Origin of the sequence: Streptomyces sp. NBC_01450, assembly GCF_036227505.1 — a bacterium.
In the GTDB taxonomy this organism is placed as follows: Bacteria; Actinomycetota; Actinomycetes; order Streptomycetales; family Streptomycetaceae; genus Streptomyces.
The window spans coordinates 4,036,125-4,061,468 of record NZ_CP109480.1 but is presented as its reverse complement, the minus strand read 5'-3'; the positions used below and the strand labels follow the sequence as shown (position 1 = coordinate 4,061,468).

Annotated in this window: 20 protein-coding genes and 2 pseudogenes; 17 read left to right on the top strand and 5 right to left on the bottom strand. The window is 70.0% G+C overall.

All coding sequences use genetic code 11. The features are described 5' to 3' along the window. Positions 1-39: 39 nt before the first annotated feature. Complete coding sequence (locus OG568_RS18045) at positions 40-1,959, bottom strand: ABC transporter ATP-binding protein (RefSeq protein WP_329532320.1); 1,920 nt, start codon at positions 1,957-1,959, stop codon at positions 40-42. Then, positions 1,956-3,761 (bottom strand): ABC transporter ATP-binding protein, encoded by a 1,806-nt coding sequence (locus tag OG568_RS18040; protein WP_329532319.1) that lies wholly within the window; start codon positions 3,759-3,761, stop codon positions 1,956-1,958. Before OG568_RS18040 ends, OG568_RS18045 begins: the two co-directional genes overlap by 4 nt. 162 nt (positions 3,762-3,923) lie before the next feature. Here OG568_RS18040 and OG568_RS18035 point away from each other — a divergent pair, with 162 nt between their 5' ends. The 4 genes from OG568_RS18035 to OG568_RS18020 are packed head-to-tail and all read left to right on the top strand — an operon-like array spanning position 3,924 to position 7,479. Next, the gene (locus OG568_RS18035; protein ID WP_329532318.1) at positions 3,924-4,835 is read left to right on the top strand and encodes an ABC transporter ATP-binding protein; all 912 of its coding nucleotides are present in this window, start codon (positions 3,924-3,926) and stop codon (positions 4,833-4,835) included. Further along, positions 4,832-5,566: an ABC transporter permease gene (locus OG568_RS18030; protein ID WP_329532317.1), complete on the top strand. Its 735-nt coding sequence runs from the start codon at positions 4,832-4,834 to the stop codon at positions 5,564-5,566. The genes OG568_RS18035 and OG568_RS18030 overlap by 4 nt, the downstream gene beginning before the upstream one ends. Positions 5,567-5,591: 25 nt before the next feature. Further along, positions 5,592-6,848: a sensor histidine kinase gene (locus OG568_RS18025; RefSeq protein ID WP_329532316.1), complete on the top strand. Its 1,257-nt coding sequence runs from the start codon at positions 5,592-5,594 to the stop codon at positions 6,846-6,848. Beyond that, positions 6,838-7,479, top strand: coding sequence for a response regulator (locus OG568_RS18020; RefSeq protein WP_266585945.1), 642 nt, complete (start codon positions 6,838-6,840; stop codon positions 7,477-7,479). Before OG568_RS18025 ends, OG568_RS18020 begins: the two co-directional genes overlap by 11 nt. An 11-nt stretch (positions 7,480-7,490) precedes the next feature. Here OG568_RS18020 and glgX read toward each other — a convergent pair whose 3' ends face one another. Next, positions 7,491-9,758, bottom strand: coding sequence for a glycogen debranching protein GlgX (gene glgX, locus OG568_RS18015; RefSeq protein ID WP_329532315.1), 2,268 nt, complete (start codon positions 9,756-9,758; stop codon positions 7,491-7,493). 151 nt (positions 9,759-9,909) lie between these two features. Between glgX and OG568_RS18010 the strand changes: the two genes are divergently transcribed. The 7 genes from OG568_RS18010 (at position 9,910) to OG568_RS17980 (ending at position 17,142) form a co-directional block, all read left to right on the top strand. Continuing rightward, positions 9,910-11,127: a L,D-transpeptidase gene (locus OG568_RS18010; RefSeq protein WP_329532314.1), complete on the top strand. Its 1,218-nt coding sequence runs from the start codon at positions 9,910-9,912 to the stop codon at positions 11,125-11,127. Positions 11,128-11,315: 188 nt separating this feature from the next. After that, positions 11,316-12,569: a L,D-transpeptidase gene (locus tag OG568_RS18005; RefSeq protein WP_266585951.1), complete on the top strand. Its 1,254-nt coding sequence runs from the start codon at positions 11,316-11,318 to the stop codon at positions 12,567-12,569. A 91-nt stretch (positions 12,570-12,660) separates the two neighbouring features. Beyond that, a complete protein-coding gene (locus OG568_RS18000; protein ID WP_329532313.1) occupies positions 12,661-13,428 on the top strand; it encodes an enoyl-CoA hydratase/isomerase family protein in 768 nt (255 codons plus the stop codon). A 344-nt stretch (positions 13,429-13,772) separates the two neighbouring features. Then, positions 13,773-14,276, top strand: coding sequence for an ATP-binding protein (locus OG568_RS17995; protein ID WP_266431206.1), 504 nt, complete (start codon positions 13,773-13,775; stop codon positions 14,274-14,276). An 85-nt stretch (positions 14,277-14,361) separates the two neighbouring features. After that, positions 14,362-15,252 carry a polysaccharide deacetylase family protein gene (locus tag OG568_RS17990; RefSeq protein WP_329532312.1) on the top strand — a complete coding sequence of 297 codons (891 nt, stop codon included), beginning with the start codon at positions 14,362-14,364 and terminating at the stop codon, positions 15,250-15,252. Further along, positions 15,252-16,442 (top strand): YVTN family beta-propeller repeat protein, encoded by a 1,191-nt coding sequence (locus OG568_RS17985; RefSeq protein ID WP_329532311.1) that lies wholly within the window; start codon positions 15,252-15,254, stop codon positions 16,440-16,442. The genes OG568_RS17990 and OG568_RS17985 overlap by 1 nt, the downstream gene beginning before the upstream one ends. A 91-nt stretch (positions 16,443-16,533) precedes the next feature. Next, entirely contained in the window at positions 16,534-17,142 is a 609-nt protein-coding gene (locus tag OG568_RS17980) for an ADP-ribosyltransferase (protein WP_266585959.1), read from the top strand. Between the two features lie 3 nt (positions 17,143-17,145). Here the strand turns inward: OG568_RS17980 and OG568_RS17975 are convergent, their stop codons facing one another. Then, on the bottom strand, positions 17,146-17,778 hold the full coding sequence (locus OG568_RS17975) for a GNAT family N-acetyltransferase (RefSeq protein ID WP_329532310.1): 633 nt from the start codon (positions 17,776-17,778) through the stop codon (positions 17,146-17,148). A gap of 49 nt (positions 17,779-17,827) precedes the next feature. Here OG568_RS17975 and OG568_RS17970 point away from each other — a divergent pair, with 49 nt between their 5' ends. After that, on the top strand, positions 17,828-18,742 hold the full coding sequence (locus OG568_RS17970; RefSeq protein ID WP_329532309.1) for a helix-turn-helix domain-containing protein: 915 nt from the start codon (positions 17,828-17,830) through the stop codon (positions 18,740-18,742). 48 nt (positions 18,743-18,790) lie between these two features. Next, the gene (locus OG568_RS17965) at positions 18,791-19,003 is read left to right on the top strand and encodes an EF-hand domain-containing protein (RefSeq protein WP_095852504.1); all 213 of its coding nucleotides are present in this window, start codon (positions 18,791-18,793) and stop codon (positions 19,001-19,003) included. 129 nt (positions 19,004-19,132) lie between these two features. Here OG568_RS17965 and OG568_RS17960 read toward each other — a convergent pair. Further along, positions 19,133-19,336: pseudogene (locus tag OG568_RS17960) on the bottom strand (AraC family transcriptional regulator); the annotation flags it as partial. 34 nt (positions 19,337-19,370) lie between these two features. Here OG568_RS17960 and OG568_RS17955 point away from each other — a divergent pair. The 4 genes and pseudogenes from OG568_RS17955 to OG568_RS17940 all read left to right on the top strand — a co-directional run. Beyond that, positions 19,371-19,478: pseudogene (locus OG568_RS17955) on the top strand (IS5/IS1182 family transposase); the annotation flags it as partial. A gap of 492 nt (positions 19,479-19,970) precedes the next feature. Then, a complete protein-coding gene (locus OG568_RS17950) occupies positions 19,971-24,092 on the top strand; it encodes an SGNH/GDSL hydrolase family protein (RefSeq protein ID WP_329532308.1) in 4,122 nt (1,373 codons plus the stop codon). A 63-nt stretch (positions 24,093-24,155) separates the two neighbouring features. Beyond that, positions 24,156-24,677, top strand: a complete 522-nt coding sequence (locus tag OG568_RS17945) for a hypothetical protein (RefSeq protein ID WP_266585962.1) — start codon at positions 24,156-24,158, stop codon at positions 24,675-24,677. Positions 24,678-24,749: 72 nt separating this feature from the next. After that, positions 24,750-25,217, top strand: coding sequence for a DUF6234 family protein (locus OG568_RS17940; RefSeq protein ID WP_329532307.1), 468 nt, complete (start codon positions 24,750-24,752; stop codon positions 25,215-25,217). Positions 25,218-25,344 lie beyond the last annotated feature (127 nt).

The following is a 25,344-nucleotide window of genomic DNA, read 5'->3' as shown; positions in this document are numbered from 1 at the left end:
TTTCACTCGCCGTCCGCTGAACGAGTCACTCGCCGTCCGCTATACGAGGCTTTCGCGCCACGCCTGGTGCAGGTCCGCGAATCTGCCGGTGGACGCGACGAGTTCGACCGGGCTGCCGTCCTCGACGACCCGTCCGTGCTCCATCACCAGCACCCGGTCGGCGATCTCCACCGTGGACAGGCGGTGGGCGATGACCACCGCCGTCCGGCCGCGCAGGACCGTCGACATGGCGCGCTGCACCGCCCGTTCTCCCGGGATGTCGAGGGAGCTGGTCGCCTCGTCGAGGATGAGGACGGCCGGGTCGGCCAGCAACGCCCGTGCGAAGGCGACGAGTTGGCGCTGTCCGGCGGAGATACGGCCACCCCGCTTGCGTACGTCCGTGTCGTAGCCCTCGGGCAGCGCGCTGATGAAGTCGTGGGCACCGATCGCCTTGGCGGCCCGCTCGATCTCCTCGCGGCTCGCGTCGGAGCGGCCGATGGCGATGTTCTCGGCGACCGTGCCGGAGAACAGGAAGGCCTCCTGGGTCACCATCACCACCCCGCGCCGCAGTTCGGGCACGGACAGCTCGCGCAGGTCGACGCCGTCGAGCAGGACCCTGCCGTCGGTGGGGTCGTAGAAGCGGGCCAGCAGCTTGGCGAGGGTCGACTTGCCCGCGCCCGTCGAGCCGACGACGGCCACCGTCTGCCCCGCGGGGAGCGTGAGCGAGAAGGTGGGCAGCACCTCGCCGCCGGTGCGGTACGCGAAGCGGACGTCCTCGAAGACGACCTCGCGGCCCGGCTGCGTGGAGGCGAGCGCGGGCAGCCGCCTCGGTTCGGCCGGTTCCGGCACGGACGGCGTCTGGGCCAGCAGACCCGCGATCTTCTCCAGCGAGGCCGCCGCGGACTGGTAGGCGTTGAGGAACATGCCCAGCCGGTCGATCGGGTCGTACAGGCGCCGCAGATACAGCACCGAGGCGGCCAGCACACCCAGCGCCAGCGAACCACCGGCCACCCGGTACGCGCCCCACAGCACGATCGCCGCGACCGCCGTGTTGGCGACCAGCCGGGAGCCGACGACATAGCGGGCCATCTCCAGCAGGGCGTCGCCGTTGGTGTGCTCGTGGCGCTTGTTGAGCACCCGGAACTCCGCGTCGTTGGCCTCCTCGCGGCGGAACGCGCGCACCGGCCGGATCCCGTTCATCGTCTCCGCGAACTTCACGATGACGGCGGCGATCGCGGTCGAGCGCAGGCGGTAGATGCGGCCCGCGCGGCGCCGGTACTGCCGTACGAGGAGGTAGAGCGGCACGAAGGAGGCCACCGCGACCGCGCCCAGGCCCAGGTCCAGCCAGAGCAGCATCGCGGAGATGTAGGCGAAGGACAGGATCACCGTGATGAGTTCCTGCAGGCCCTCGCTGAGCAGTTCGCGCAGGGACTCGACGTCCGTCGTGGAGCGGGAGATCAGCCGGCCCGAGGTGTAACGCTCGTGGAAGTCGATGCTGAGCGCCTGCGCATGGCGGAAGATCCGGCCGCGCAGGTCGAGCAGCACGTCCTGGTTGACTCTGGCGGACGCGGCGGTGAAGGCGTACTGGAGGCCGCCGGCGGCGAGCGCGCACACCAGATAGCCGACCCCCACCGCGATCAGCGGGCCGTGGTCGTGCGCGCGGAACGCCGGTACGGCGCGGTCGATGGCGTACGCGACGAGCAGCGGGCCCGCCTGGATGGCGGCCTGCTGGAGCAGGAGCAGCACCATCGTCACCACCACGCGGGCCTTGAGCGGGGTGAGGAGGGAGCGCAGCAGCGCGGCGGTGGCGCCCGGGGGAGTGGGCAGGGCGTCGCGGTCGAACGGGTCCTGGTGCCGGTGGGACTCCCGCGCGTCCGGACGGTCCTTGCCGGGCTCCCCGCCGTCGGGTTCCGTGCCGGCTTCCCTGCCCGGCCCCCGGTCCGGCTCCTTGTTCGGCGCGGTCTTCGTGGGCGCCGTCATCGGTCGTCCTCCTCGTCACCTGACATCAGATGGGCGTATTCGGCGTTGCTGCGCAGCAGTTCGTGGTGGGTGCCGACCGCGGTGATGCGGCCGCCGGAGAGCAGGGCCACGCGGTCGGCGAGCAGGACCGTGGACGGGCGGTGCGCCACGATCAGCGCCGTCGTCTCGGCCAGCACGCGGCGCAGCGCGGCCTCGACCGCGGCCTCCGTGTGGACGTCCAGTGCCGACAGGGGGTCGTCGAGGACGAGGAAGCCGGGGCGGCCGACGACGGCCCGCGCGAGGGCGAGGCGCTGGCGCTGACCGCCGGACAGGCTCAGGCCCTGCTCGCCGACCTGGGTCGCGGTCCCCTGCGGGAGCGCGTGCGCGAAGTCGGCCTGGGCGACGGCGAGGGCACGGTCCAGGTCCGCTTCTCCCGCGGTGTCGGGGGCGCCCATGAGCACGTTCTCCCCGACGGTCGCCGAGAAGAGGGTGGGCTCCTCGAAGGCCACGGCCACGCGCGCGCGAAGCTCTTCGCGGGGCATCGCGGTGATGTCCTCGCCGTCCAGCGTGATCCGCCCGGCCGTCACCTCGTGCAGCCGTGGGACGAGGGCGGTGAGGGTGGTCTTCCCGGTGCCGGTCGCGCCGACCAGTGCCATCGATTCACCCGGACGGATGTGCAGATCGATGTGTTCGAGGACGGGGGGCGTGTCCGCGGGCGCGTCGGGATAGCGGAACTGGACTCCATGGAAGCGGAGTCCGCCCTCGCCCTTCCCGGCAGCGACCTCGGCCGTACCGGCGGCGACCGGTGACGTACCGGTGGACTCCGGCTTCTCGTCCATCACCTCGAAGTACCGCTCCGTCGCCGTCGCCGCCTCCTGGCTCATCGCCAGGAGGAAGCCGATGGACTCGACGGGCCAGCGCAGCGCGAGCGCCGTGGACAGGAACGCCACCAGCGTGCCGGCGGACAGGCGGCCGTCGGCGACCTGGATCGTGCCGAGGACGAGGGCGGCGCCGATGGCGAGCTCGGGGAGGGTGACGATGACGGTCAGGATGGCGGCGAGAAGGCGGGCCTTGGCCAGCTCCGTGCCGCGCAGGGTACGGGACAGCTCGCGGAAGGCGTGGGCCTGGCTGCGGTGGCGCCCGAAGCCCTTGATGATGCGGATGCCGAGCACGCTCTCCTCGACGACCGTCGTCAGATCGCCCACCTGGTCCTGGGCCCGCCGCGCCACCAGCGAGTAGTGCCGCTCGAAGAGCCAGCACACGACCATCAGGGGCACGGCGGGAGCGAGCAGTACCAGCCCGAGCGTCCACTGCTGGGCCAGCATGATGATGACGCCGATCAGGATCGTCACGGAGTTGACCAGCAGGAACGTCAGCGGGAAGGCGAGGAACTGGCGTACCAGCATCAGGTCCGTGGTGCCCCGGGAGAGCAACTGTCCGGAGGCCCAGCGGTCGTGGAAGGCGACCGGGAGCCGTTGCAGATGCCGGTACAGATCCGCCCGCATGTCCGCCTCGACCGCCGACAGCGGACGCGCCACCAGCCACCGTCGCAGCCCGAACAGCACCGCCTCCGCGATGCCGAGCAGCAGCAGGTACAGCGAACCGAGCCAGATGCCCGCCGGGTCGTGGTCGGCCACGGGACCGTCCACCATCCACTTCAGGACGAGCGGGAACACCAGCCCCGTACAGGAGGCGAGGATCGCGACGAAGGCGGCGCCGAACAGCCGCGTGCGCACCGGCCGCACGTAGGGCCACAGGCGCAGCAGGCTGCGTACGGTCGAACGATCGGCTCGGTCACTGGTCACTGCATCTGGTGTGGACATCACTCGCGAGCCTACGGTTCGGCACTGACAGTGCCCACCGAGTTTTGGCCGGTCGTGCACAGGTTGCGCACCGGTCGTACGACGGTATCAACCGATCGGTTGATGCCCCTTCGAGCGCGATGGCCGATGTGCCCGACGCCGCCCCGCCGGGACCCTCGAAGCATGTCAGCCACACCTGTCATCGAAGTCGGCGCACTGCGCAAGTCCTACGGCGGACGGGCCGTCGTCGACGGTGTCTCCTTCGCCGTCGAGGAGGGCGAGATCTTCGGGATCCTCGGCCCCAACGGCGCCGGCAAGACCACCACCGTCGAGTGCGTCGAGGGCCTGCGTGTCCCGGACGCCGGCCGGGTTCGGGTCACCGGCCTCGACCCGGTCGCCGACCACGAACAGGTCGCCCGCGTCCTCGGCGCCCAGCTCCAGGAGAGTGAACTCCAGGCCAAGCTCACCGTCCGCGAGGCGCTCGAACTGTACGCGGCTTTCTATCCGCACCCCGCCGACTGGCAGCCCCTCGCCGAACGCCTCGGCCTGACCGCCAAGCTCACCACCCGCTTCGCCAAGCTCTCCGGCGGCCAGAAACAGCGCCTGTTCATCGCGCTCGCCCTCATCGGCAGCCCCCGCGTCGTCGTCCTCGACGAACTGACCACGGGGCTCGACCCGCGCGCCCGCCGCGACACCTGGCAGCTCATCGAGGACGTACGGGCGAGCGGGGTCACCGTCCTCCTCGTCACGCACTTCATGGAGGAGGCGCAGCGCCTGTGCGACCGGATCGCCGTGATCGACCAGGGCCGGGTGGCCGCCCTGGACACGCCGTCGGGGCTGATCCGGCGCTCGGCCGGCTCCACCGTCATCAGCTTCACGCCCTCCGCGTCCCTGGACGAGGGTGACCTGAACGCGCTGCCCGCGCTCGTGTCGGTCGAGCACAAGGACGGCCGGATCACGCTGTCAGGCACCGACGAGACCGTCAACGCGGTCATCACGCTGCTCGCCCGCAACCACATCACCGCCCACCAACTCCGCGTGTCCGACGCAACGTTGGACGACGCGTTCCTGGATCTGACGGAGGTCACCGTATGAACACCGCCGTCCTGCGCGCCGAGTTGCGCCTCTTCCGCCGTGAACCGGGCGCCCTCTTCTGGATCCTGTTGTTCCCCACCCTGCTGCTGGTGATCCTGGGATCCATCCCGTCCTTCCGCCGGCACCACGCCGACCTGGGCGGCCTGCGTACGATCGACGTCTACGTCCCGGTGGCCGTGCTGCTCGGGATGATCGTCGGCGCACTGCAGTCGATGCCGCAGAACATCACCGGCTACCGCGAGCGCGGCATCCTGCGCCGCATGTCCACCACTCCGGTACGGCCGTCGGCCCTGCTGTCCGCGCAGATGCTGGTCTACGGCGGGGCGGCGCTCGTCTCGGCCCTGTGCGCGCTCGCGGTGGGCCGCCTCGCCTTCGACGTACGGCTGCCCGAGCAGGCCTTCGGCTATCTCCTCGCCCTGGTCCTCGCGATCCTGGCCGCGCTCGCGCTGGGCGCGGTGGTCTCGGCGCTGTCCCGCACGACGAAGATCGCGGGTGCGATCGGGTCGGCCGTGTTCTTCCCGATGATGTTCTGCGCGGGCGTGTGGCTGCCGGTGCAGTCCATGCCGGACACGCTTGCCCGGATCGTCGGCTACACCCCGTTCGGCGCCGCCGCGCAGGCCCTGAACCGGGCGGCGGCGGGGGACTGGCCGGGCTGGGCGCACCTGGGGGTGCTCGTGGCCTGGACGGTGCTGCTCACGGCGGGTGCCTCCCGCTGGTTCCGCTGGGAGTAGGCGAGGGCCCGTGCAGACTGGCGCCATGAACGCGGCGGACCGGCAGATCGAGCGGCGGCAGGACCAGTTCCACACCTGGGGCCCCTACGGGCTGCTCGTCGTGGGCACCGTCCTCGCGCTCTCGACCAGTGACCTGACGGCGGTCCCCGCCGCCGCACGGTACGAGCTCGGAGCGCTGATCGTCGTCGCGTTGGCCCTTCAGTTGTGGCACGGGCCCCGCCGGGGCCGCCGTACCCCGTCCCGCCGCGGGACCGTCTACTACGCCCTGCGCTGGGCGATCGCCTTCGCCCTCACCTGGCTGAACCCGTTCTTCGCGTTCTACGCGATCACCGGCTACTTCGACGCCGACGAGGTGATCCCCGGAACGCGTCGGCAGCGCCTCGGCCTGTTCGCCACCTCCATCCTGCAGGCGGCCTCGCTGTCCGGCGGCATGCCGCCTCGCAGCGCGTCCCAATGGGCGGTGTTCGCGGGGCTCCTGGCCGCCATCAACGCGCTGCTGATGGCGGTCGCCCACGTCGCCTTCCAGGAGGAGCAGCGCTCCCGTGACCGGGCCGCCACCATCACCGAACTCGAACGCGCCAACGCCGCCCTGCAACAGGCCCTCGACGAGAACGCCGCCCTGCACGCCCAACTCCTCGTCCAGGCACGGGAAGCCGGGGTCGCCGACGAGCGCAGGCGGCTGGCGGCCGAGATCCACGACACCATCGCCCAGGGTCTGACCGGCATCATCGCCCAGCTCCAGGTCGTGGCGAACGCCCCCGACCTGAGCATCGCCCGTACCCACCTCGAACGCGCCTCCGCGCTCGCCCGGCACAGTCTGGGCGAGGCCCGCCGCTCGGTGCACAACCTGGCCCCCGTGGCGCTGGCGGACGACGGTCTGCCGGAGGCGCTGAAGAAGACGGTGGCCGAATGGGCCGAACGGAGCGATGTGCGCGGCGAGTTCACCGTGACGGGAACGGCCGAGCAGCTCCACGAGGAGGTCTCGGCGACCCTTCTGCGCATCGCCCAGGAGGCTCTGTCCAACGCCTCCCGCCACGCGTACGCCTCCCGCCTCGGCGTCACCCTGTCCTTCATGGGCGACGAGGTGACGCTGGACATACGCGACGACGGCCGAGGCTTCGACCCCGTGGCGGTCCCCGAACGCACCGGCAGCGGCGGCTTCGGCCTCGACGGCATGCGGGCCCGCGCCGAACGCATCGCGGGCTCCCTCACGGTCGAGTCCGAACCGGGCCACGGTACGGCGGTCTCGGCTCGCGTACCGTTGATCCGCCATGACCGATGACGCCGCGATCACCCTCCTCATCGCCGACGACCACCCCGTCGTACGGGACGGTCTGCGCGGCATGTTCGAGTCCGCACCGGGATTCACGGTCCTCGGCGAGGCCGCGAACGGTGTCGAGGCCGTCGCCCTCGCCACCTCCCTCGACCCGGACGTCGTCCTGATGGACCTGCGCATGCCCGGCGGGAACGGCGTCGAGGCCATCGCGGAACTAGCGCGCCGCGGCGCCCGCGCCAAGGTGCTCGTCCTCACCACCTACGACACCGACTCCGACACCCTCCCCGCGATCGAGGCGGGCGCCACGGGCTATCTGCTGAAGGACGCCCCGCGGGAGGAGCTCTTCACCGCCGTCCGCGCGGCCGCGCAGGGCCGCACGGTCCTCTCCCCGGCGATCGCCTCCCGCCTGATCTCGGCGGTCCGCGCCCCCGCCTCGGCCCAGGACTCCCTCTCGGCCCGCGAACGCGAGGTCCTCGCCCTGGTCGCCAAGGGGACCTCGAACCGTGAGATCGCCCGCGTCCTGTTCATCAGCGAGGCCACGGTCAAGACCCACCTCACCCACCTGTACGCCAAGCTGGGCGTCAACGACCGTGCGGCGGCCGTGGCGGTCGCGTACGACCGGGGCATCCTGGGCTGACGCCGCCGGGCTCAGCCGACCACCCGCAGCAGCAGCACCGCCCGGGCCGGTACCGTGACCGTCCCCCCGGCCCGATGCACCACCCCCGGCGCCCGCGCCTGATCCTCCGCCGAGGTGTCCACCACGAGTTCGTAGCGTGAGGCCCAGGGAGGTCCCGGCAGGACGTAACTCACCGGACGGTCCCCGGCGTGCAGGATCGCGAGGAAGCTGTCGTCCACGACCGGCGCCCCTCTGGCATCGCGTCCCGGGATGTCCCGCCCGGAGAGGTACATCCCGAGCGTCGAGGCCGGCGCGTACCAGTCCCGTTCCGTCATCTCCGTCCCGCGGGGGGTGAACCACGCCAGGTCCCGCAGCCCGTCGACGGAATGGGCCCGGCCGGAGAAGAACGCGCGGCGCCGCAGCACGGGGTGCCGGTGCCGCAGCGCGATCAGACGGGAGGTGAGGTCGAACAGGGCACGCCAGGCCGGTTCGTCCAGCAGGCTCCAGTCGACCCAGCTGATCTCGTTGTCCTGGCAGTACGCGTTGTTGTTGCCGCGCTGGGTGCGCCCGAACTCGTCCCCCGCGACGAGCATCGGCACCCCGGTGGACAGCAGCAGCGTCGTCAGCAGGTTCCGCAACTGGCGTCGCCGCAGCCCCCGTATCCGCTCCTCGTCCGTATCCCCCTCCGCCCCGCAGTTCCAGGCCCGGTTGTCGTCCGTGCCGTCCCGGTTGCCCTCCCCGTTGGCCTCGTTGTGCTTGCGCTCGTAGGAGACGAGGTCGCGCAGCGTGAAGCCGTCGTGGGCGGTCACGAAGTTCACCGAGGCGTAGGGGCGCCGCCCGCCCCACGCGTACAGGTCGCTCGACCCCGAGAGGCGGTACCCCAGATCCCGTACGTCCGGCAGCGCGCCCCGCCAGAAGTCCCGGACCGCGTTGCGATAGCGGTCGTTCCACTCCGTCCACAGGGGTGGGAAGGCGCCCACCTGGTAGCCGCCGGACCCGACGTCCCACGGTTCGGCGATCAGCTTCACCCGGCGCAGGACCGGGTCCTGGGCGATGACCGCGAGGAAGGGGGAGAGCATGTCGACGTCGTGCATGGAGCGGGCCAGCGCCGCCGCCAGGTCGAAGCGGAAGCCGTCCACCCCCATCTCCGTCACCCAGTACCGCAGCGAGTCCGTGATCAGGCGCAGGACGTGCGGCTGGACCACGTGCAGGGTGTTGCCGCAGCCCGTGTAGTCGGCGTACCGGCGGGCGTCCGACTGGAGCCGGTAGTAGCCCCGGTTGTCGATGCCGCGAAGGGACAGCATGGGGCCCAGCTCGCCCGCCTCCGCGGTGTGGTTGTAGACCACGTCGAGGATGACCTCGATGCCGGCCGCGTGCAGCGCCCGCACCATGCGTTTGAACTCGCCGACCTGCTGCCCGGTCGTCCCGGAGGAGGCGTAGCCCGCGTGCGGGGCGAAGTAGCCGATCGAGTTGTAGCCCCAGTAGTTCTTCATCCCGCGCCGCAGGAGGTGGTCCTCGTGGGCGAACTGATGGACGGGCAGGAGTTCCACGGCCGTGACGCCGAGCCCGACCAGGTGCTCGATCGCCGCCGGGTGGGCCAACCCGGCGTAGGTGCCGCGCAGTTCCTCCGGGATGCCGGGGTGCAGCCGCGTGAAGCCGCGTACGTGCAGCTCGTAGATCACCGAATCCGCCCACGGGGTCTTCGGACGGTGGTCGTCCGACCAGTCGTCGTCATCGTGGACGACCACACCCTTGGGGACGTACGGCGCCGAGTCCCGGTCGTCGCGCACGGTGTCCGCGACCTGCTGCTGGGGCCAGTCGCGCACATGCCCGTACACCTCGGGCGGCAGGCTGAAGTCGCCGTCCACGGCACGGGCGTACGGGTCCAGGAGCAGCTTCGCCGGGTTCCAGCGGGCGCCGGTCCACGGGTCCCAGCGGCCGTGCACGCGGTAGCCGTAGCGGCGGCCGGGCAGCACACCGGGGACGAAGCCGTGCCAGATCTCGTGGGTCAGTTCGGTGAGCGGTACGCGTGTCTCATGGACCTCGCCGTCGCGCTCGTCGAAGAGACAGAGGTCGACGGCCTCCGCCCCGCCCGCCCACAGGGCGAAGTTGGTGCCCGCCGCGCCGTCGGGGCCGACGCGGAAGCGCGCCCCGAGCGGGGTCGGGGCGCCCGGCCACACGGACACGGCGGGCGACGGCGCCCGCTGGGCGCCGTTCAGTACGGGGGACGACTGCGCGGGCAGTTTCTCGCCCGTGGCACGGCCCTCCGGTACGGCCTCCTGCTCGGCTGCGCTCGACACCGTTCAGCCTCCTGCGGCTCGGTGGACGGCCCGTGGGCAAGCGCGCGGTGTCCCCGCCGCGGCTTCCCTTCGCGTCGTCCTCCCCACTGTTCTGCCCAGCGCTTGGCTCGCACTCACGTTTCCCCAGGGGTGCACACTCGTTGGGACCGCTGTGAAGCACGAACAGACACGCGCGCGGCACGCAGGGGCCGCACTGGCCGCCGTACTGACCTGGGCCGGCCTGCTCGCCGGAGCCGCCGGCTGCACCTCGCACGGGATGGAGGAGGTGCTCGGCAAACCCCCCGCCGCCGAGGACGTCATCCGGATCTCTCCCGACGACAACAGCAAGGGCGTACGTCCGCGGCAGGAGCTGCGGGTACGGGTGCCCGACGGGCGTCTTGAGTCCGTGCAGGTCGTCAAGGACCAGGACGCGCAGGAGTCCGCGGTGCCCGGGCACATCTCGTCCGACGGCCTGACCTGGGCGCCCGACGACCCGCGGCTCGCGCTGGCCGCCAAGTACACCGTGGATGTGCTGGCCATCGACGGGCACGGGCGGCGCTCCGCACGGCACACGACGTTCACGACGTTCGTCCCCGAGGAGCGGTTCATCGGATACGTGACGCCGGAGAACCGCTCCACCGTCGGCACCGGCATGATCGTCTCCCTCGCGTTCAACCGGGAGATCGAGAACCGGTCCGCCGTCGAGCGCGCGATCCACATCGAGGCCAGCCCCGCGGTGGAGATCCGCCCGCACTGGTTCGGCAAGAGCCGCCTCGACTTCCGGCCCGAGCAGTACTGGAAACCGGGCACGAAGGTCACCGTCGGGCTCAGGCTGCGCGACGTCGAGGGGGCGAAGGGCGTCTACGGACTCCAGTACAAGACCTTCTCGTTCACCATCGGCCGCAGCCAGGTCTCCCTGGTCGACGCCGCCACGCACACCATGGAGGTACGCCGCGACGGCGACCTCCTCGACACGGTGCCGATCACGGCGGGTGCCCCCGGCAAGACGACGTACAACGGGAAGATGGTCGTCATGGAGATGCTGGAGGTGACCCGGATGAACAGCCGCACGGTCGGCTACGGCGGCGAGTACGACATCCCGGACGTCCCGCACGCGATGCGCCTCACCGAATCCGGGACCTTCGTGCACGGCAACTACTGGGCCCCGGGCTCCTTCGGCAACAGCAACGTCAGCCACGGCTGCGTCGGTCTGCTGGACGTGAAGGGCGGCAGCTCCGACAGCCCCGCGGGCTGGTTCTTCGACCGCAGTCTCATCGGCGACGTCATCGAGGTCGTCAACAGCGCCGACAAGGAAGTCGCTCCCGACAACGGGCTCGGAGGCTGGAACATGAGCTGGAAGGAGTGGAAGGCGGGCAGCGCGGCGAAGTAGCCCGAAAGAGGCGCCCGCACGCGTCGTAGGGCAGGGGACTCCAGCGCGCCCCCACACGGCCGAACTTGGGACTGAACGGTGACAATCCCGGGGAGCCATCTCTCCGAGCCGTGTGATTAATTAGCGCGATACGCGCGGCGACGCGCTGGGGTGCGGGCCTGATCAGGCCGTGCGAGGGGAGAACAGACTTGAACGGGCGACCGATATCGGGGGCGTCGGTTGGAACGCGGGAACGGGGGAGCCGGGGGAACAAGGGAATCCTGGCGCTGCTGCTCGGCGTGCTGCTGCTCGCCGTGTCCGCGTGCGGCGGGGGAGGGGACTCGGACTCCGGGAACGGCAAGGGCAAGAGCGCGGGCAGCTCCGCCAAGGCGGACACCAAGGTCTCGCAGGCCGTGGTGACCATCGCTCCGAAGGACGGCACGAACGGCGTGGCCACCAGCGGGGCCCTCAAGGTCAGCGCGGCCAAGGGCAAGCTGACCGAGGTCACGGTCAAGGACGGCAAGGGCAACGCGGTCGACGGCGCGATAACCGGCGGGGGCGCCACCTGGACGCCTGCGACCCACCTCGCCTCCGCCACCAAGTACAAGGTCCACGCGGTGGCCAAGGACGCCGACGGCCGTGAGGCCGCCGAGGAGTCCGCCTTCACCACCCTGACCCCGAAGAACACCTTCGTCGGCACGTTCACGCCCGAGGACGGTTCCAAGGTCGGCGTCGGCATGCCCTTCTCGGTCCGCTTCACCCGGGGCATCACGCACCCGGACGCCGTGGAGAAGGCCATCAAGATCAAGACCGAGCCGGCCGTCGACGTCCAGGGCCACTGGTTCGGCAACGACCGCCTCGACTTCCGTCCCGAGCAGTACTGGAAGGCCGGTACGAAGGTCAGCGTCACCCTGAACCTCGACGGTGTCGAGGGCCGGCCCGGGGTCTACGGCAAGCAGGCCAAGACCGTGTCCTTCACGATCGGCCGCAGCCAGGTCTCCACGGTCGACGCCAAGACCCACAAGATGGTCGTCAAGCGCGACGGCAAGGTCATCAAGACCATCCCGATCACCACGGGCAAGCCGGGCTACGACACCTGGAACGGCCAGATGGTCATCAGCGAGCAGCTCCGGGTGACCCGTATGAACGGTGAGACGGTCGGCTACGGCGGCGAGTACGACATCAAGGACGTGCCCGACGCCCAGCGCCTGACCGACTCCGGCACCTTCATCCACGGCAACTACTGGGGCGGCGACGCCTTCGGCAACTACAACGCCAGCCACGGTTGCGTGGGCCTGCGCGACGTGCGCGGCGGCGGCGACCGCAGTGCGCCCGCCGCCTGGTTCTTCGACCACTCCATCACCGGCGACGTGGTGATCGTGAAGCGCTCGAACGACAAGACGGTCGCCCCGGACAACGGCCTCAACGGCTGGAACATGTCCTGGTCGGACTGGACCGCCTGATCCCTTCGCCTCGACGGGCCCGCTGTGCCAGGTCACCTTTGTGACCGAGCACACCGGGCCCGTTGTCGTTAGTCCCCGTTAACCTGCCCTCATGACTGTGCATCTCGAAGTGGCCGAAGGCGTCGGCACCCTGCGTCTTGACCGCCCGCCCATGAACGCGCTGGACGTCGCCACGCAGAACCGGCTCAAGGAGCTCGCCGAGGAGGCCACCCGCCGCGAGGACGTGCGCGCCGTGGTGATCTACGGCGGCGAGAAGGTGTTCGCGGCGGGCGCTGACATCAAGGAGATGCAGGCCATGGACCACGCGGCGATGGTCGTGCGGTCCCGTGCCCTGCAGGACTCCTTCAGCGCCGTGGCCCGTATCCCCAAGCCGGTCGTCGCCGCCGTCACCGGGTACGCGCTGGGCGGTGGCTGCGAGTTGGCGCTCTGCGCGGACTTCCGTATCGCCGCGGACAACGCCAAGCTCGGCCAGCCGGAGATCCTGCTGGGCCTGATCCCCGGCGCCGGCGGCACCCAGCGCCTGTCCCGGCTGATCGGCCCCTCCAAGGCGAAGGACCTCATCTTCACGGGACGGATGGTGAAGGCGGACGAGGCGCTGTCGCTCGGTCTGGTGGACCGGGTCGTCCCGGCCGACGAGGTGTACACCCAGGCACACGCCTGGGCCGCGAAGTTGGCGCAGGGTCCCGCGCTCGCGCTGCGCGCCGCCAAGGAGTCGATCGACGTGGGTCTCGAGACGGATCTCGAGACGGGGCTGGCGATCGAACGCAACTGGTTCGCGGGGCTGTTCGCGACCGAGGACCGCGAGCGCGGTATGCGCAGCTTCGTCGAGGAGGGGCCGGGGAAGGCGAAGTTCCTCTGATCCGCGCTTGTCCGCCGGTTCTCCGCATTACTGCCGGAGCCCCCTTCGCGCGGTGAAACTCACTCCCCAAGTTCCCCTGATCCGTTTGCAGTTGACGCGGTGTCTTATCGGTTGTCCCCCGAAGGGCTGGTTTATGCCAGCCTTAAGGGAACCTTAAGCCTGTCTCGGCGCGGACGATCGGCGATTGCCGCCAAGTGGGGCATTCTGGCAGGTCAGCTAGGCCCTGCCGAGCTCTGAACTGCCCGGGGCATATGCCGATCGAATGGTGCGGAATGGTCGATTCCGGGGGGCGTATTCCTCCGGAACGGCCCCGAAGCCCGCTCTGGGCGGCCATGATGGGGGGCATGGCGGGGCTGGAGGGTATCGAACAGCCGCGGCGGCACGGGAGTGCGACCGCGGCGCGCTGGTCGCCTGCGGTCGAGGACGAGCGGGCGCTCAAGGCGCTCGAGTTGTTCGGCAATCCGACGGAGGCCGAAGTCCCGCTGCCGTCCCGCCCCGAGTCCGCCGCCACCGCGCGGCGGCTCACCCAGGTCATCGTCCTGCGCCACTGGGGGCTCTCCCCGAAGATGACCGAGGATGCCGTGTTACTGGTCTCCGAACTCGTCGGCAATGCCGTACGGCACACGGGGGCCCGCGTCTTCGGGCTCCGGATGCGCCGCCGCCGGGGCTGGATCCGCGTCGAGGTCCGTGACCCCTCCCGTGGTCTCCCCTGTCTGATGCCGGTTCAGGAAATGGACCTGAGCGGCCGCGGCCTCTTCCTCGTCGACAAACTCTCCGACCGCTGGGGAGTCGACCTCCTGCCCCGCGGCAAGACCACCTGGTTCGAGATGCGCGTCGCCGACCGCTGACCGCTCGCCCCTCCCCGGCCCGCACGGCGACCCGTACACGCGTTAATCGGATCAATCGCCGGTTTTCGTACCATTACACTCTTAAATGGTGAGGGTGATCACGCCCGCTCACCCCCCTCAGCAGTCCCCCGACGCATGCCCCGACGTCGGCGTCCCGCGTGCGGAGCCGGATCCGCGCCGGGTGCCGGATCGGCGTGCGGCGCTGCGGTCGGGTGTCGCGCTCGCCGCCGGGACACTCGCCGCCGGGTGTTCCGCGACCGGCGCCGCCGCACACCCGGTCGCCGCCTCCCGCACGTCCGTCTCCTCCTCCGCGAATCCCTCCGCGAATCCCGCGGTCAAGCCCGCCGCCGCGCCCGCGCCCCGTCGCTTCCCCCGGCAGCCCGCTCAGATCACCCACGGCCCCCGCGACCGTCCCCGGGTCGCCCTCACCTTCCACGGCCAGGGCGACCCGGCCGTCGCCAGAGCGCTGCTCGGCGAGGCGGAGAAGGGCGGCGCCCGGGTCACCGTGCTCGCGGTGGGCAGTTGGCTCGACGAGCACCCGGACATCGCCCGCCGCATTCTCGACGGCGGCCACGACCTCGGCAACCACACCCTGCGCCACCTCGACATCAACGCGATGTCCGAGGCGGACGCGGAGGCCGAGATCCGGGGCTGCGCGGACCGGCTGCGACGGCTGACCGGGTCCATCGGCTCCTGGTTCAGGCCCTCCCGCAGCTCGAGCGCCTCCTCCCTCGTGGCGGGGGTGGCCCGCCGTGTGGGCTACCCGCACGTCCTCTCCTACGACGTCGACTCGCTCGACTACACCTCGCCGGGCGCCCCCGCCGTCACACGCCAGGTCATCGGCGGGGTCCGCGACGGATCCGTGGTGAGCCTGCACTTCGGGTACGCGGACACGGTCGCCGCGCTCCCCGCCGTCCTGGAAGAACTCGGCCGCCGCGGTCTGCGCGCGGTCACCACCACGGAGCTGCTGAGCTGATGCACCGCAACCGGAACCTCACGAAGCGCACCCTGCTCGCGGGCGCGGTACTCGCCGTGCTCGCCGTACTTCCGGGCTGCGACGGCGAGTCCAAGGACACCGCGCACGAGGCCGTCGGCACCCAGGCCGCCGTCAAACCGGCCCAGCCGAACCAGGTCGACGGCCTGCCCGGCATGCCGCCCGTGCTCGACCCGACGGACGTCTACACCGCCGACCGGCCGAACAGGCTCTCGCCGGTCGTCAAGGACTTCCCGTCCCGTGTGTACGTCCCCAACACCAACTCCAACACGGTCTCCGTGATCGACCCGAAGACGTACGAGGTCATCGAGACGATCCGGGTCGGCGCGCAGCCCCAGCACGTCGTCCCCTCCTGGGACATGAAGACGCTCTGGGTCAACAACGACCGGGGCAACACCCTCACCCCCATCGACCCGAGGACCGGCAAGGCGGGCAAGACCGTCGACGTGCACGACCCGTACAACCTGTACTTCACGCCCGACGGCAAGTACGCGATCGTCATGGCCTCCCTCGACCGCGAGCTGGTCTTCCGCGACGCGCACACCATGAAGCGCGTCAAGACCGAGCCGGTCACCTGCTACGGCGTCAACCACGCCGACTTCTCCCTCGACGGCCGCTACTTCATCGTCTCCTGCGAGTTCAGCGGCGAGCTGCTGAAGGTCGACACCGAGCGGATGAAGGTGGTCGCCCAGGAGAAGCTGCCCTTCCGCGGCGCCATGCCGCAGGACGTCAAGATGTCCCCCGACGGCAAGCGGTTCTACATCGCCGACATGGTGGCCAACGGGGTGTGGATCCTCGACGGGGACAAGTTCACGAAGCCGTCCTTCCTCCCGACCGGCAAGGGCTGCCACGGTCTGTACGTCAGCCGCGACTCGCGCGAGATGTACATCTCCAACCGGGGCGAGGGCACCATCTCCGTCTTCGACTTCACCCAGAACACGCTGACCAAGAAATGGCGCCTGCCGCACGGCGGCAGCCCCGACATGGGCGGCGTCTCGGCCGACGGCAAGGTCCTGTGGCTGTCGGGGCGCTACAACTCCGAGGTGTACGCCATCGACACCCGCACCGGCGTCCAGCTGGCCCGCATCCCGGTCGGCAGTGGCCCGCACGGCCTCGCGGTCTACCCGCAGCCGGGCCGCTACTCGCTCGGCCACACCGGCATCTTCCGCTGATCCACGCCCGGTTGACCCGCAGGGCGGTGACACGCCGCCGTACGGGTGACGATCCCCGGCCCGCCGCCGCAGAACCGAGATCGTGCTCCCCATGATCACAACTCGCCTGCGGCGCCGGGCCGCTGCCGTCGTCGCCTGCCTCTCGGCCGTCCTCGCGACCTCCGCCGCGACGCCCCCCGCGACCCCCGCCGCCCCGCTCGCCAAGGCCGCCGCGCCCGCCTGCCCCCAGTTCGACGACCCGGTCAAGGCCGCCGCCGACCGCCGTGTGCAGGTCGACCGCATCACCCCGGAGCCGGTCTGGCGCAAGACCTGCGGCACCCTCTACCGCAGCGACAGCCGGGGCCCCGCCGCCGTCTTCGAGCAGGGGTTCCACCCCAAGGACGTCATCGACGGGCAGTACGACATCGAGCAGTACGTCCTGGTCAACCAGCCCTCGCCGTACGTGTCGACGACGTACGACCACGACCTGTACAAGACCTGGTACAAGTCGGGCTTCAACTACTACATCGACGCGCCCGGCGGCGTCGACGTCAACAAGACCATCGGTGACACCCACAAGTGGGCCGACCAGGTCGAGGTCGCCTTCCCCGGCGGTATCGCGCGTCAGTACATCATCGGCGTCTGCCCGGTCGACAAGAAGACCAAGACCGAGATCATGAGCGACTGCGAGAGCAACCCGTACTACGCGCCCTGGCACTGACGCCTACCTGGCGATGAGCAGCGCCTCCGAACCCACGGGACGGTAGCCGGCCGCCTGGAACGCCCGCATGCTGCGGGCGTTCCCCGGCGCCACCTGCGCCCACAGCGGCTCCGTGGCCAGCTGCCGGGCCGCCGTCACCAGGGCCCGGCCCAGCCCCCGGCGCCGTACCCCTTCGTCCACCTCGACCGAGACCTCCAGCCGCCCCGCGATCCCGCGCCCCAGCACCAGCACACCGCCCTCCGCCGTCCACGCGCGCACGTCGTCGCGCCGCCCTCGGGCGTACACGATCCGCGGATGGTCGCCGTCCGTGATCTCCATCAGCGGGAGCGGCGGCTCACCGGGCAGGGGAGAGCCCACCAGCATCGCGTCGATCGTCTCGGCCGTACGCCCCGTGCGATCGAGGAAGGCCGCCAGGAACCGTGGGTTCATCGGCGCGGCGAGGGCGTCGCACGGTACGGCGGCCAGCGTGTCGTACACCCACCGCGGATCCTCGTCGGTGAAGACGACCGCGTGCGCGGTGAAGGCGAGCACGCCCGCGTCCCGGTCGGACGCCTGCGGCACGACGGTCGTACGGCCGTCGGAGGGAGGGAAGACACCCCGGGCCGCCGCGTCGAGAATGTCCCGAAGAGTCTCCACCACCGCGCTCCTTGAGTCTCCACCCACTGGAAGGCCCAGACTCGCAGACATGATCGACGACGGCACCGGACTTCTCACCATCGGCGAGCTGGCCCGGGCCACCGGACTGACCGTGCGCACCATCCGCTACTGGTCGGACGAGGGCGCCCTGCCGCCGGTGGCCCGCTCCGCGGGCGGCTACCGGCTGTACGACGCCGCGTCCGTGGCCCGCCTGGAGCTGATCCGCACCCTGCGCGAACTGGGCCTCGGTCTGGACGCCGTACGCAAGGTGCTGGCCGGCGAGACGACGGTCGCGGAGGTGGCCGCCGCCCATGTGACGGCGCTGGACGCGCAGATCAGGTCGCTGAAGGTGACCAGAGCGGTGCTGTCGTCCGTGGCGCGACGCGGTTCGACCGCGGAGGAGATGACGCTCATGAACAAACTGGCGCGGCTGTCGGCCGCCGAACGGAAACGGATCATGGAGGAGTTCGTGGAGGAGCTGTTCCACGGGCTCGACTCCGTGGATCCGGCCATCCAGGAGCGGATGCGCTCCATCGCGGTGGACCTGCCTCAGGAGCCGACCCCCGAGCAGGTGGACGCCTGGGTGGAGCTGGCGGAGATGGTCCAGGATCCGGAGTTCCGGGCGCAGATGCGCAAGGTGGTCGAGTTCAACGCGGCCGACCAGGACCACGCCGCGGCCGCCGGGCGATCCGTGTGGTTCCCCATGCGTCTGCTCCAGCTGGGGACCGAGGCCCGCGCCCGGGGAATCGCCCCCGAGTCGCCCGAGGCGGAGGCGATCCTGCGGGAGGTGTTGGGGGACGGCGACCCGGCCGCCGTGCTCGAACGCATGGAGTCGGCGTCCAACGACCGGCTCGCCCGGTACCGGGAGTTGCTGGCCACGGTGAAGGGTGCGGGGACCCCGTCCGCGCACCGGGAGGAGTTCGGCTGGGTGGTCGCCGCACTGAGGGCCGGCGCGGACCGTTAATCTGACCTCCGTCAATACAGCTGTAATGCACTACGAAGGGGCGGATCGGTGGCGGACATCGAGGAAGCACGCAAGCAGTTCGAGCGGATCGATACGGACGGTGACGGTTTCATCACCGCGGCCGAGTTCAAGAGCGCCCTCGCCCAGGGCGGCGACTGGAACGTCACCGACTCGGTGGCGGAGGCCATCATCGCCACCCGCGACCTCAACGGGGACAAGGTCCTCTCGTTCGACGAGTTCTGGACCCACCTGAACAAGTGACCCGGACCCCGCACAGGTGACCCGGGCACAGGGGCGCCCGCCGACCATACGGCGGGCGCCCCTTCGTCCCACCACCGCTGCCACACCGCACTCGCAGCCCGGCCACCGAGCAGCCGTGTGAACGACCCCGCGGGAGAGGCCGCCGCGTGCGCCGAGTTCCTCGACCGTCCAGGGGTGGGACGGGTCGGCGTGGACGGCGCGCAGGATGTGGAGCAGCAGCGTGTCGAGGGGTGACGTGACGATCGTGTCGGAGCCGGGCTGCGACTCCTCCAGCTCCATGCCGAGGCCGGTGGCGGCGGTATGAGCGGCGGTGCGGGAGGACTTGGGGACGGGTTCGGAGGTCGCGGGCAGCGGAGCCGGGCAGTACGTCAACGCCTGCTTCGACTTCACTGATGCCATCATCACCGTCCGTAGCCTCATCCGCCGCGCCTGGACCACCCACCGCCGGCACGACCGCCCCACCCGGCGACCATGACCCCACGCCTGTCCGTGCAAGCTCTGCTCGCGCAACTGGTCGAGTTGAGGGCGTCGACCCGGATTTCTCCGCGACCGATGGACACGGCAGGCGGGCCCGGTTCTGTGACGAAGGGGGGCGCTCCGTCGAATGTGGTCACGCCGGTGTGCCAGTTCAGCGATGAGCCTGTGATCGACCTTGAGTTGTGTGCCCCGTGCCACATATGAGTCCGCTGTGAAAATTGTGAATGACACGCGCCGTGGCCCACTGATACGTTCCGAGTGACCACAGGACCGAACATTGGTTCCTAGCGCACGTTTTCGACGGGGGGATGTTGCGCTATGTCTGCGTGTCACTTTGCTGCCGCACGCGCGCAGCTGCACCTCAGACCAGCCCGGCCGGTGACCACACGACCACCCGGCCCGCGTGACCGTCACGCTCTCCCTCCTTCACTGACGGCGCCGTTCGTTCCATCGCAGTTGAAAACCACAGCTCCGTAGAAGGAGACCCCACTTGAGACGCAACGCCATGCTGAGGCGTGCGCAATTACCGGTGACAGCAGCTCTCACCCTGGCTCTTTCCTCCGGTGTCGCCACGACGCAGGCATATGCTGCGGCCGGCCCGCAGGGGGAAGCCAAGGGCTGGTCGACACCGGCCGCGCACGACCCGGGGGGACCGAGCCTGGCGACCGAGTCCGGCGACCAACCCGCCGCCGTCCCGACGGACCGACGCTCTGACGTCCTTGGCAAGGACTACAAGAAGTCGTCAGACCAGGCCTTCACCACCTCCGGTGACGGAACCGGCTTCCACGTCCTCATCGCGGACGAGAAGCAGGGGTACGCCTGGAATACGGCGGCGACCCTGTCCGAGCCCGGCTTCGACACCGACACCTGGATCGGCAACGCCTGCCTGACCGAGTCCGGGAAGTACGCGGCCGTCGCCTACGCGCCCCGCACCTTCACCAACAAGCCCGAGCTGATGACGCGCGGAGCGTTCACCGCCGTCGTCGACCTGACCGACGGTCATGTCACGAAGCTGCCGTTCCAGGCCACCCTGGGCTACTTCTCCCCGGGGTGCGGCCAGGGCGAGGGGGCGGTATTCACGGCACTGACCAACGACCGGTCGGCGAAGAACCAGACCCGGCTGATCACGGTCGACGCGAGGACCGGGAAGGTCGGCACCAAGCAGACGGTCACCGGGCAGGTGACCTCGGCTGTGCCTACCGACCAGGGCATCGTTGCCGCCGCCGACAACCACATCGTGAGCGTCAAGGGCGGCAGGACCCGCGACATCGCCACCACGAAGGCATGGCCCTTCCAGCTCAAGGTCGACGCCGACAACGGTGTCACGTTCATCGACCCGGATCCCCAGGCGTCGAAGGCACGCGGCGCCGTGGCGGCGCGGAACACCGCCACGGTCTCGCGCGTCAGCGCCGAACAGATCAAGAAGGCCGACGGCCGGAGCAGGCCCGCCGGGCTCGCGCAGGGCAGGCTCGACGAGTTCGACCTCACCGCCACGCCCTCGGGCAGGGTGTACGTGACCGGTAAGGCCGCCTCCACCTCACGCGCTGCGGACGGCGAGCTGAACAACCCCGGCGGCATCGACAAGGACGCCCAGGTCTCCAGCCGTGGACAGGCCGTCGTCACCGCCCGCTGGGCGGACGGCAAGGACTCCCGGATCCGCCCGGAGGAGGCCCTGGAAGCCCGCACCGTCCGTACCACCGTGAAGGCCCTGGACACCCGCAAGACCGTCGTCCTGGACGCGCACCCCGGCTCCGAGCCCATCGGCGGGCAGCGCGAGGTCACACAGGGAACGCAGACGAGCCCGATCCTGCTCGCGCAGGGCGCGAAGACCCGGGTCAGGACGCTGGCGGCGGTCAACGACCCGGTCGAAGCCGACCGTTACTGCTCGGTCCCGCGCAACGACCCCACGAAGCAGGCCTTCCAGCCCACCCCCCGCCAGGTCGAGTGGGCCGTCGACCAGGCCATCGTCGGCAAGCTCAACAAGGGCGCGACACGGCCGGCGAACTGGAAGAACACCGGCATGGCGGCCTACGCCCCGCAGACGATCTTCCCGCTGACACCGCTCGCGGGCGGATCCGGCGAGGACTGGCACGTGCCCGCGCAGGTGATGCTCGGCATCACGGCGCAGGAGTCGAACATGTGGCAGGCCACCCGGCTGGCGGTGCCCGGCGTCACGGCCAACTCGCTGATCGGCAACTTCTACGGCGTCAAGTACGCCGCCGACGGCCAGCAGCAGGACCCCTGGGCGATCGACTTCGCCAAGGCCGACTGCGGCTACGGCATCACGCAGGTCACCGACGGCATGCGGATGCATGGCAAGGAGAAGGACGGCGAGCAGCCCAAGACCACGACGCAGCAGGAAGCCGCCGCGCTGGACTACGCCGCGAACATCGCGGCGGGTGTCAACATCCTCATCGGTAAGTGGAACGACACCCGCAAGGACGGCCTGACCATCAACGACGGCCATCCGAAGTACATCGAGAACTGGTTCTACGCGCTGTGGGCGTACAACGCGGGGTACTACCCCAAGTCGGCGCCGCAGAACGGCAAGTGGGGCGTGGGCTGGACGAACAACCCGGCCAACCCGCTGTGGAAGGAGAACCGGACCCCTTTCCTGGAGAGCGCCGACGGCAAGGACGACTACAGCCACGCCGCGCACCCGCAGGACTGGCCGTACGAGGAGAAGGTGATCGGCTGGGCCGCCCGTCCGATCTCCGCCATGTTCAAGCCGGGCGACATGCAGGCGGGCTACCGCGCCGCGTGGTGGAACTCCACCGACGCCCGCACCTCCGCCAAGCCGCCCATCTTCACCTTCTGCGGCTCGCAGAACGATTGCGTGCCCTCGAAAATCGGTGAAGGCGCCTCCAACGACGACGGCAAGGGTCCGTGCGCTCTGCCCGGTGACCCCAACAGCAACAACCCGCTGTATCTGAAGTGCTGGTGGAACCAGCCGGTCAGCTGGAAGAACTGCACCACCGAGGCCCGGTGCGGCAACCCGGTCCACCGGTTCGACGACACCTATCCCGAGCAGCCCGACGAGAACTCCTACCCGCCGCGCTGCAACACCGGCCTGCCCTCCGGGTCCCTGATCGTGGACGACCTGCCCAACGGCACCGTTCCCGCGGGCACTTCGGGACGTACCTGCACGGTGAGTTCGCAGGGCTCCTTCCAGTTCACCTTCGCCGGCGAGAACGGCACGTACTCGTCCAAGATGGATCTGCACCAGATCGGCGCGGGCAACAACAACCACTTCTGGATGGCGCGTACCCGCTGGCTGGCGACCGCCGACGGCAAGCGGCTGCAGGTCTCCGGCAAGTGGACGCTCAGCGGCAGCCAGCGCGGCTGGATGCGCGTCTTCGTGCATATGCCCGACCACGGCGCCCACACCCGGCAGGCCGCCTACCGGATCGGCGGCACCGACTCGCTCTCGCCCCTCCGGGTGCAACCGCAGCGGATTCGGCAGAACAAGTGGGTCGACCTGGGCGTGTTCAACTTCACCGGCACGCCGACGGTGACCCTCGACACCGACACCGACGACGGCACCGGCGACGAGGACATCGCCTGGGACTCGGTGGCCTTCCAGCCGCTGTCGGCCAAGCCGAAGGACTTCGTCGTCGCCATGGGCGACTCGTACTCCTCCGGTGAGGGCGCCTCCGAGGGCAACCGAGACTACTACCCTGAGACCAATTACCTGGACAAGCAGGACAACAAGACCCGCAACGCCTGCCACCGCTCCACCCAGGCGTGGTCGCGCCAAGCGACGATCCCAGGCCGGTCGGCGTCGATCGGAACCTCGGCCGACAGCTACGGCACCACCGTGGACTACCACTTGATCGCCTGCTCCGGCGCCCGTACCTACAACATGGTGCACAACGGCATCGTGCAGTCCAACGGCGGCGAGAAGACGCAGATCGACAAGGGCTACCTGGACCAGAACACCACCCTGGTCACCCTCTCCATCGGCGGCAACGACGCCCGCTTCTCCGCCATCATCCAGAAATGCCTGCTCGCGGTGAACGGCGGCAACTGCAAGGACAAAACCTTCGAAGACGGTGACACCGACAAGCAACTGGCCGGTCGGGACCGCAAGTTCATCGGGCAGCCGCTGGAGCAGGCCGCGGCCGGCATCATCAACGAGATCGTACGGCCGGACATCACCAAGGTCCTGGCGGAGATCCACGAGAGGGCCCCGAAGGCGAAGATCGCGCTGATGGGGTACCCGCCGCTGATCGAGGACCGGGGCGCGTGCCTGAGCATCACGGTGCCCGGGGTCGGGCAGATCGGTCTGTCCGCGTCCTCCTCGGACTGGCTCAACAGCGTGGCCGACACACTCGCGGCCGCCATGCAGCAGTCGGTGGACGACGCCAAGGCCACGGGCACCCAGGCATGGTTCTCCAACCCCAAGCAGAACTTCGCGGGCAAGGCCGTCTGCGGCAACCCCGAATCCGTCCACGGCATCGTCAAGACGCTCGTGGATTCGGACCAGCCGAAGCTGGACTACCCGGTCCTCGAGAACTACGGCCTGTCGGCCCAGTCCTTCCACCCGAAGATCGCCGGCGCCCGCCTGTACGCCGACTCCCTGGAACGCACCTTCACCGGCATGGGCCTGTAGCCCCGCCGTCCCTCAGGGGCCCCGCTCCCCGCGGGGCCCCACCTGACCCGAACGGACATCATCATGAGGAAGCTTCTGTCCACCGCCGTCGCCGGTGGCGCCACCGCCCTCGCGCTCGTCGCCCTGGCCGCCGCGCCGGCCTCGGCGGGGACCACCGACTCCCAGTTCGACGTGATCTTCCCTGGCGCCAAGCCACAGACCACGTACTACGTCCAGAACACCGCCACCCTCTCCGGCAGCATGACCGGGAAGTCGGTCATGAGCTGGCAGATCGTCGACGACCAGGTCATCGACAACTCCAAGCGGTTCACCAGCTTCAAGATCACCACGCGGATCGAGGAGCGCCTGACCAAGACCACCGAGGACCACGTCGTCACGTCGAAGACGTGCGACTTGACCAAGCTCGTCAACGACAACTACTCGTGGTTCCAGGTGGAGCCCGCGAACACCTGCGTCGCGCCGTCCACGGTCTACGACGGCGAGCTGTGGTGGTCGACGGACTCGACGATCGTCTACGACATCGAGGGCGACGACAAGGGCGCCATCACCAAGGAACTTGTCGGTTCGCCTCTGATCCACGGCTGACATCCGCACAACGCCGGGTCCTGAGTACCTGTACTCAGGACCCGGTCCTGCTTTCGAGAGAAACTTGTGCCCATGACCGATCCCGCGTCTCCAAGGCCCTCCGGCCTGCCGCAGTTCCGCGGTGGCGACGTGCTGCCCCCGCGAACCGGACGCCGGTGGCTGCCCCTGGCCGGGGACATCGCACTGGCCGCCGGGCTGCTCGTCCTCGACGGCATCGGGGCCGTCGCGGCCTTCCTGCTCGGCATCGACTACAGCGGCTGGAAGCCGTTCGATCCCGGCGCGGACAACTCCGACATCGCTCTCACCCCCAACTGGCTGTATGTGGGCATCGCCGGCGGTGTCATATTGCTGACCGCAGCACTGCTCTACCTGCTCCGCGCCATCGTCAGCGCCTGCCTGCAGGTACTCGTCGGCATCGTCGTACTGGTCATCGCCATAGGCGGCGCACAGATCGACGAAGACCGCGGCACCCGGGCCGACACGTCCGTGTCCGGCCACCTCGGGTATTCAGCGGAATTGGGTGATCCGACGCCCCGATGAAGATCGCGTAGGCCGGGAACCCGGTGGCCCCGAGGAGATCTCGGGACCACCGGGTCCCGCCGTTCGGAACCGAACCTACTGGCGGGTTACTTGCTCCCTGGCGTCCGAGCCAGGACTACGGGGCCGA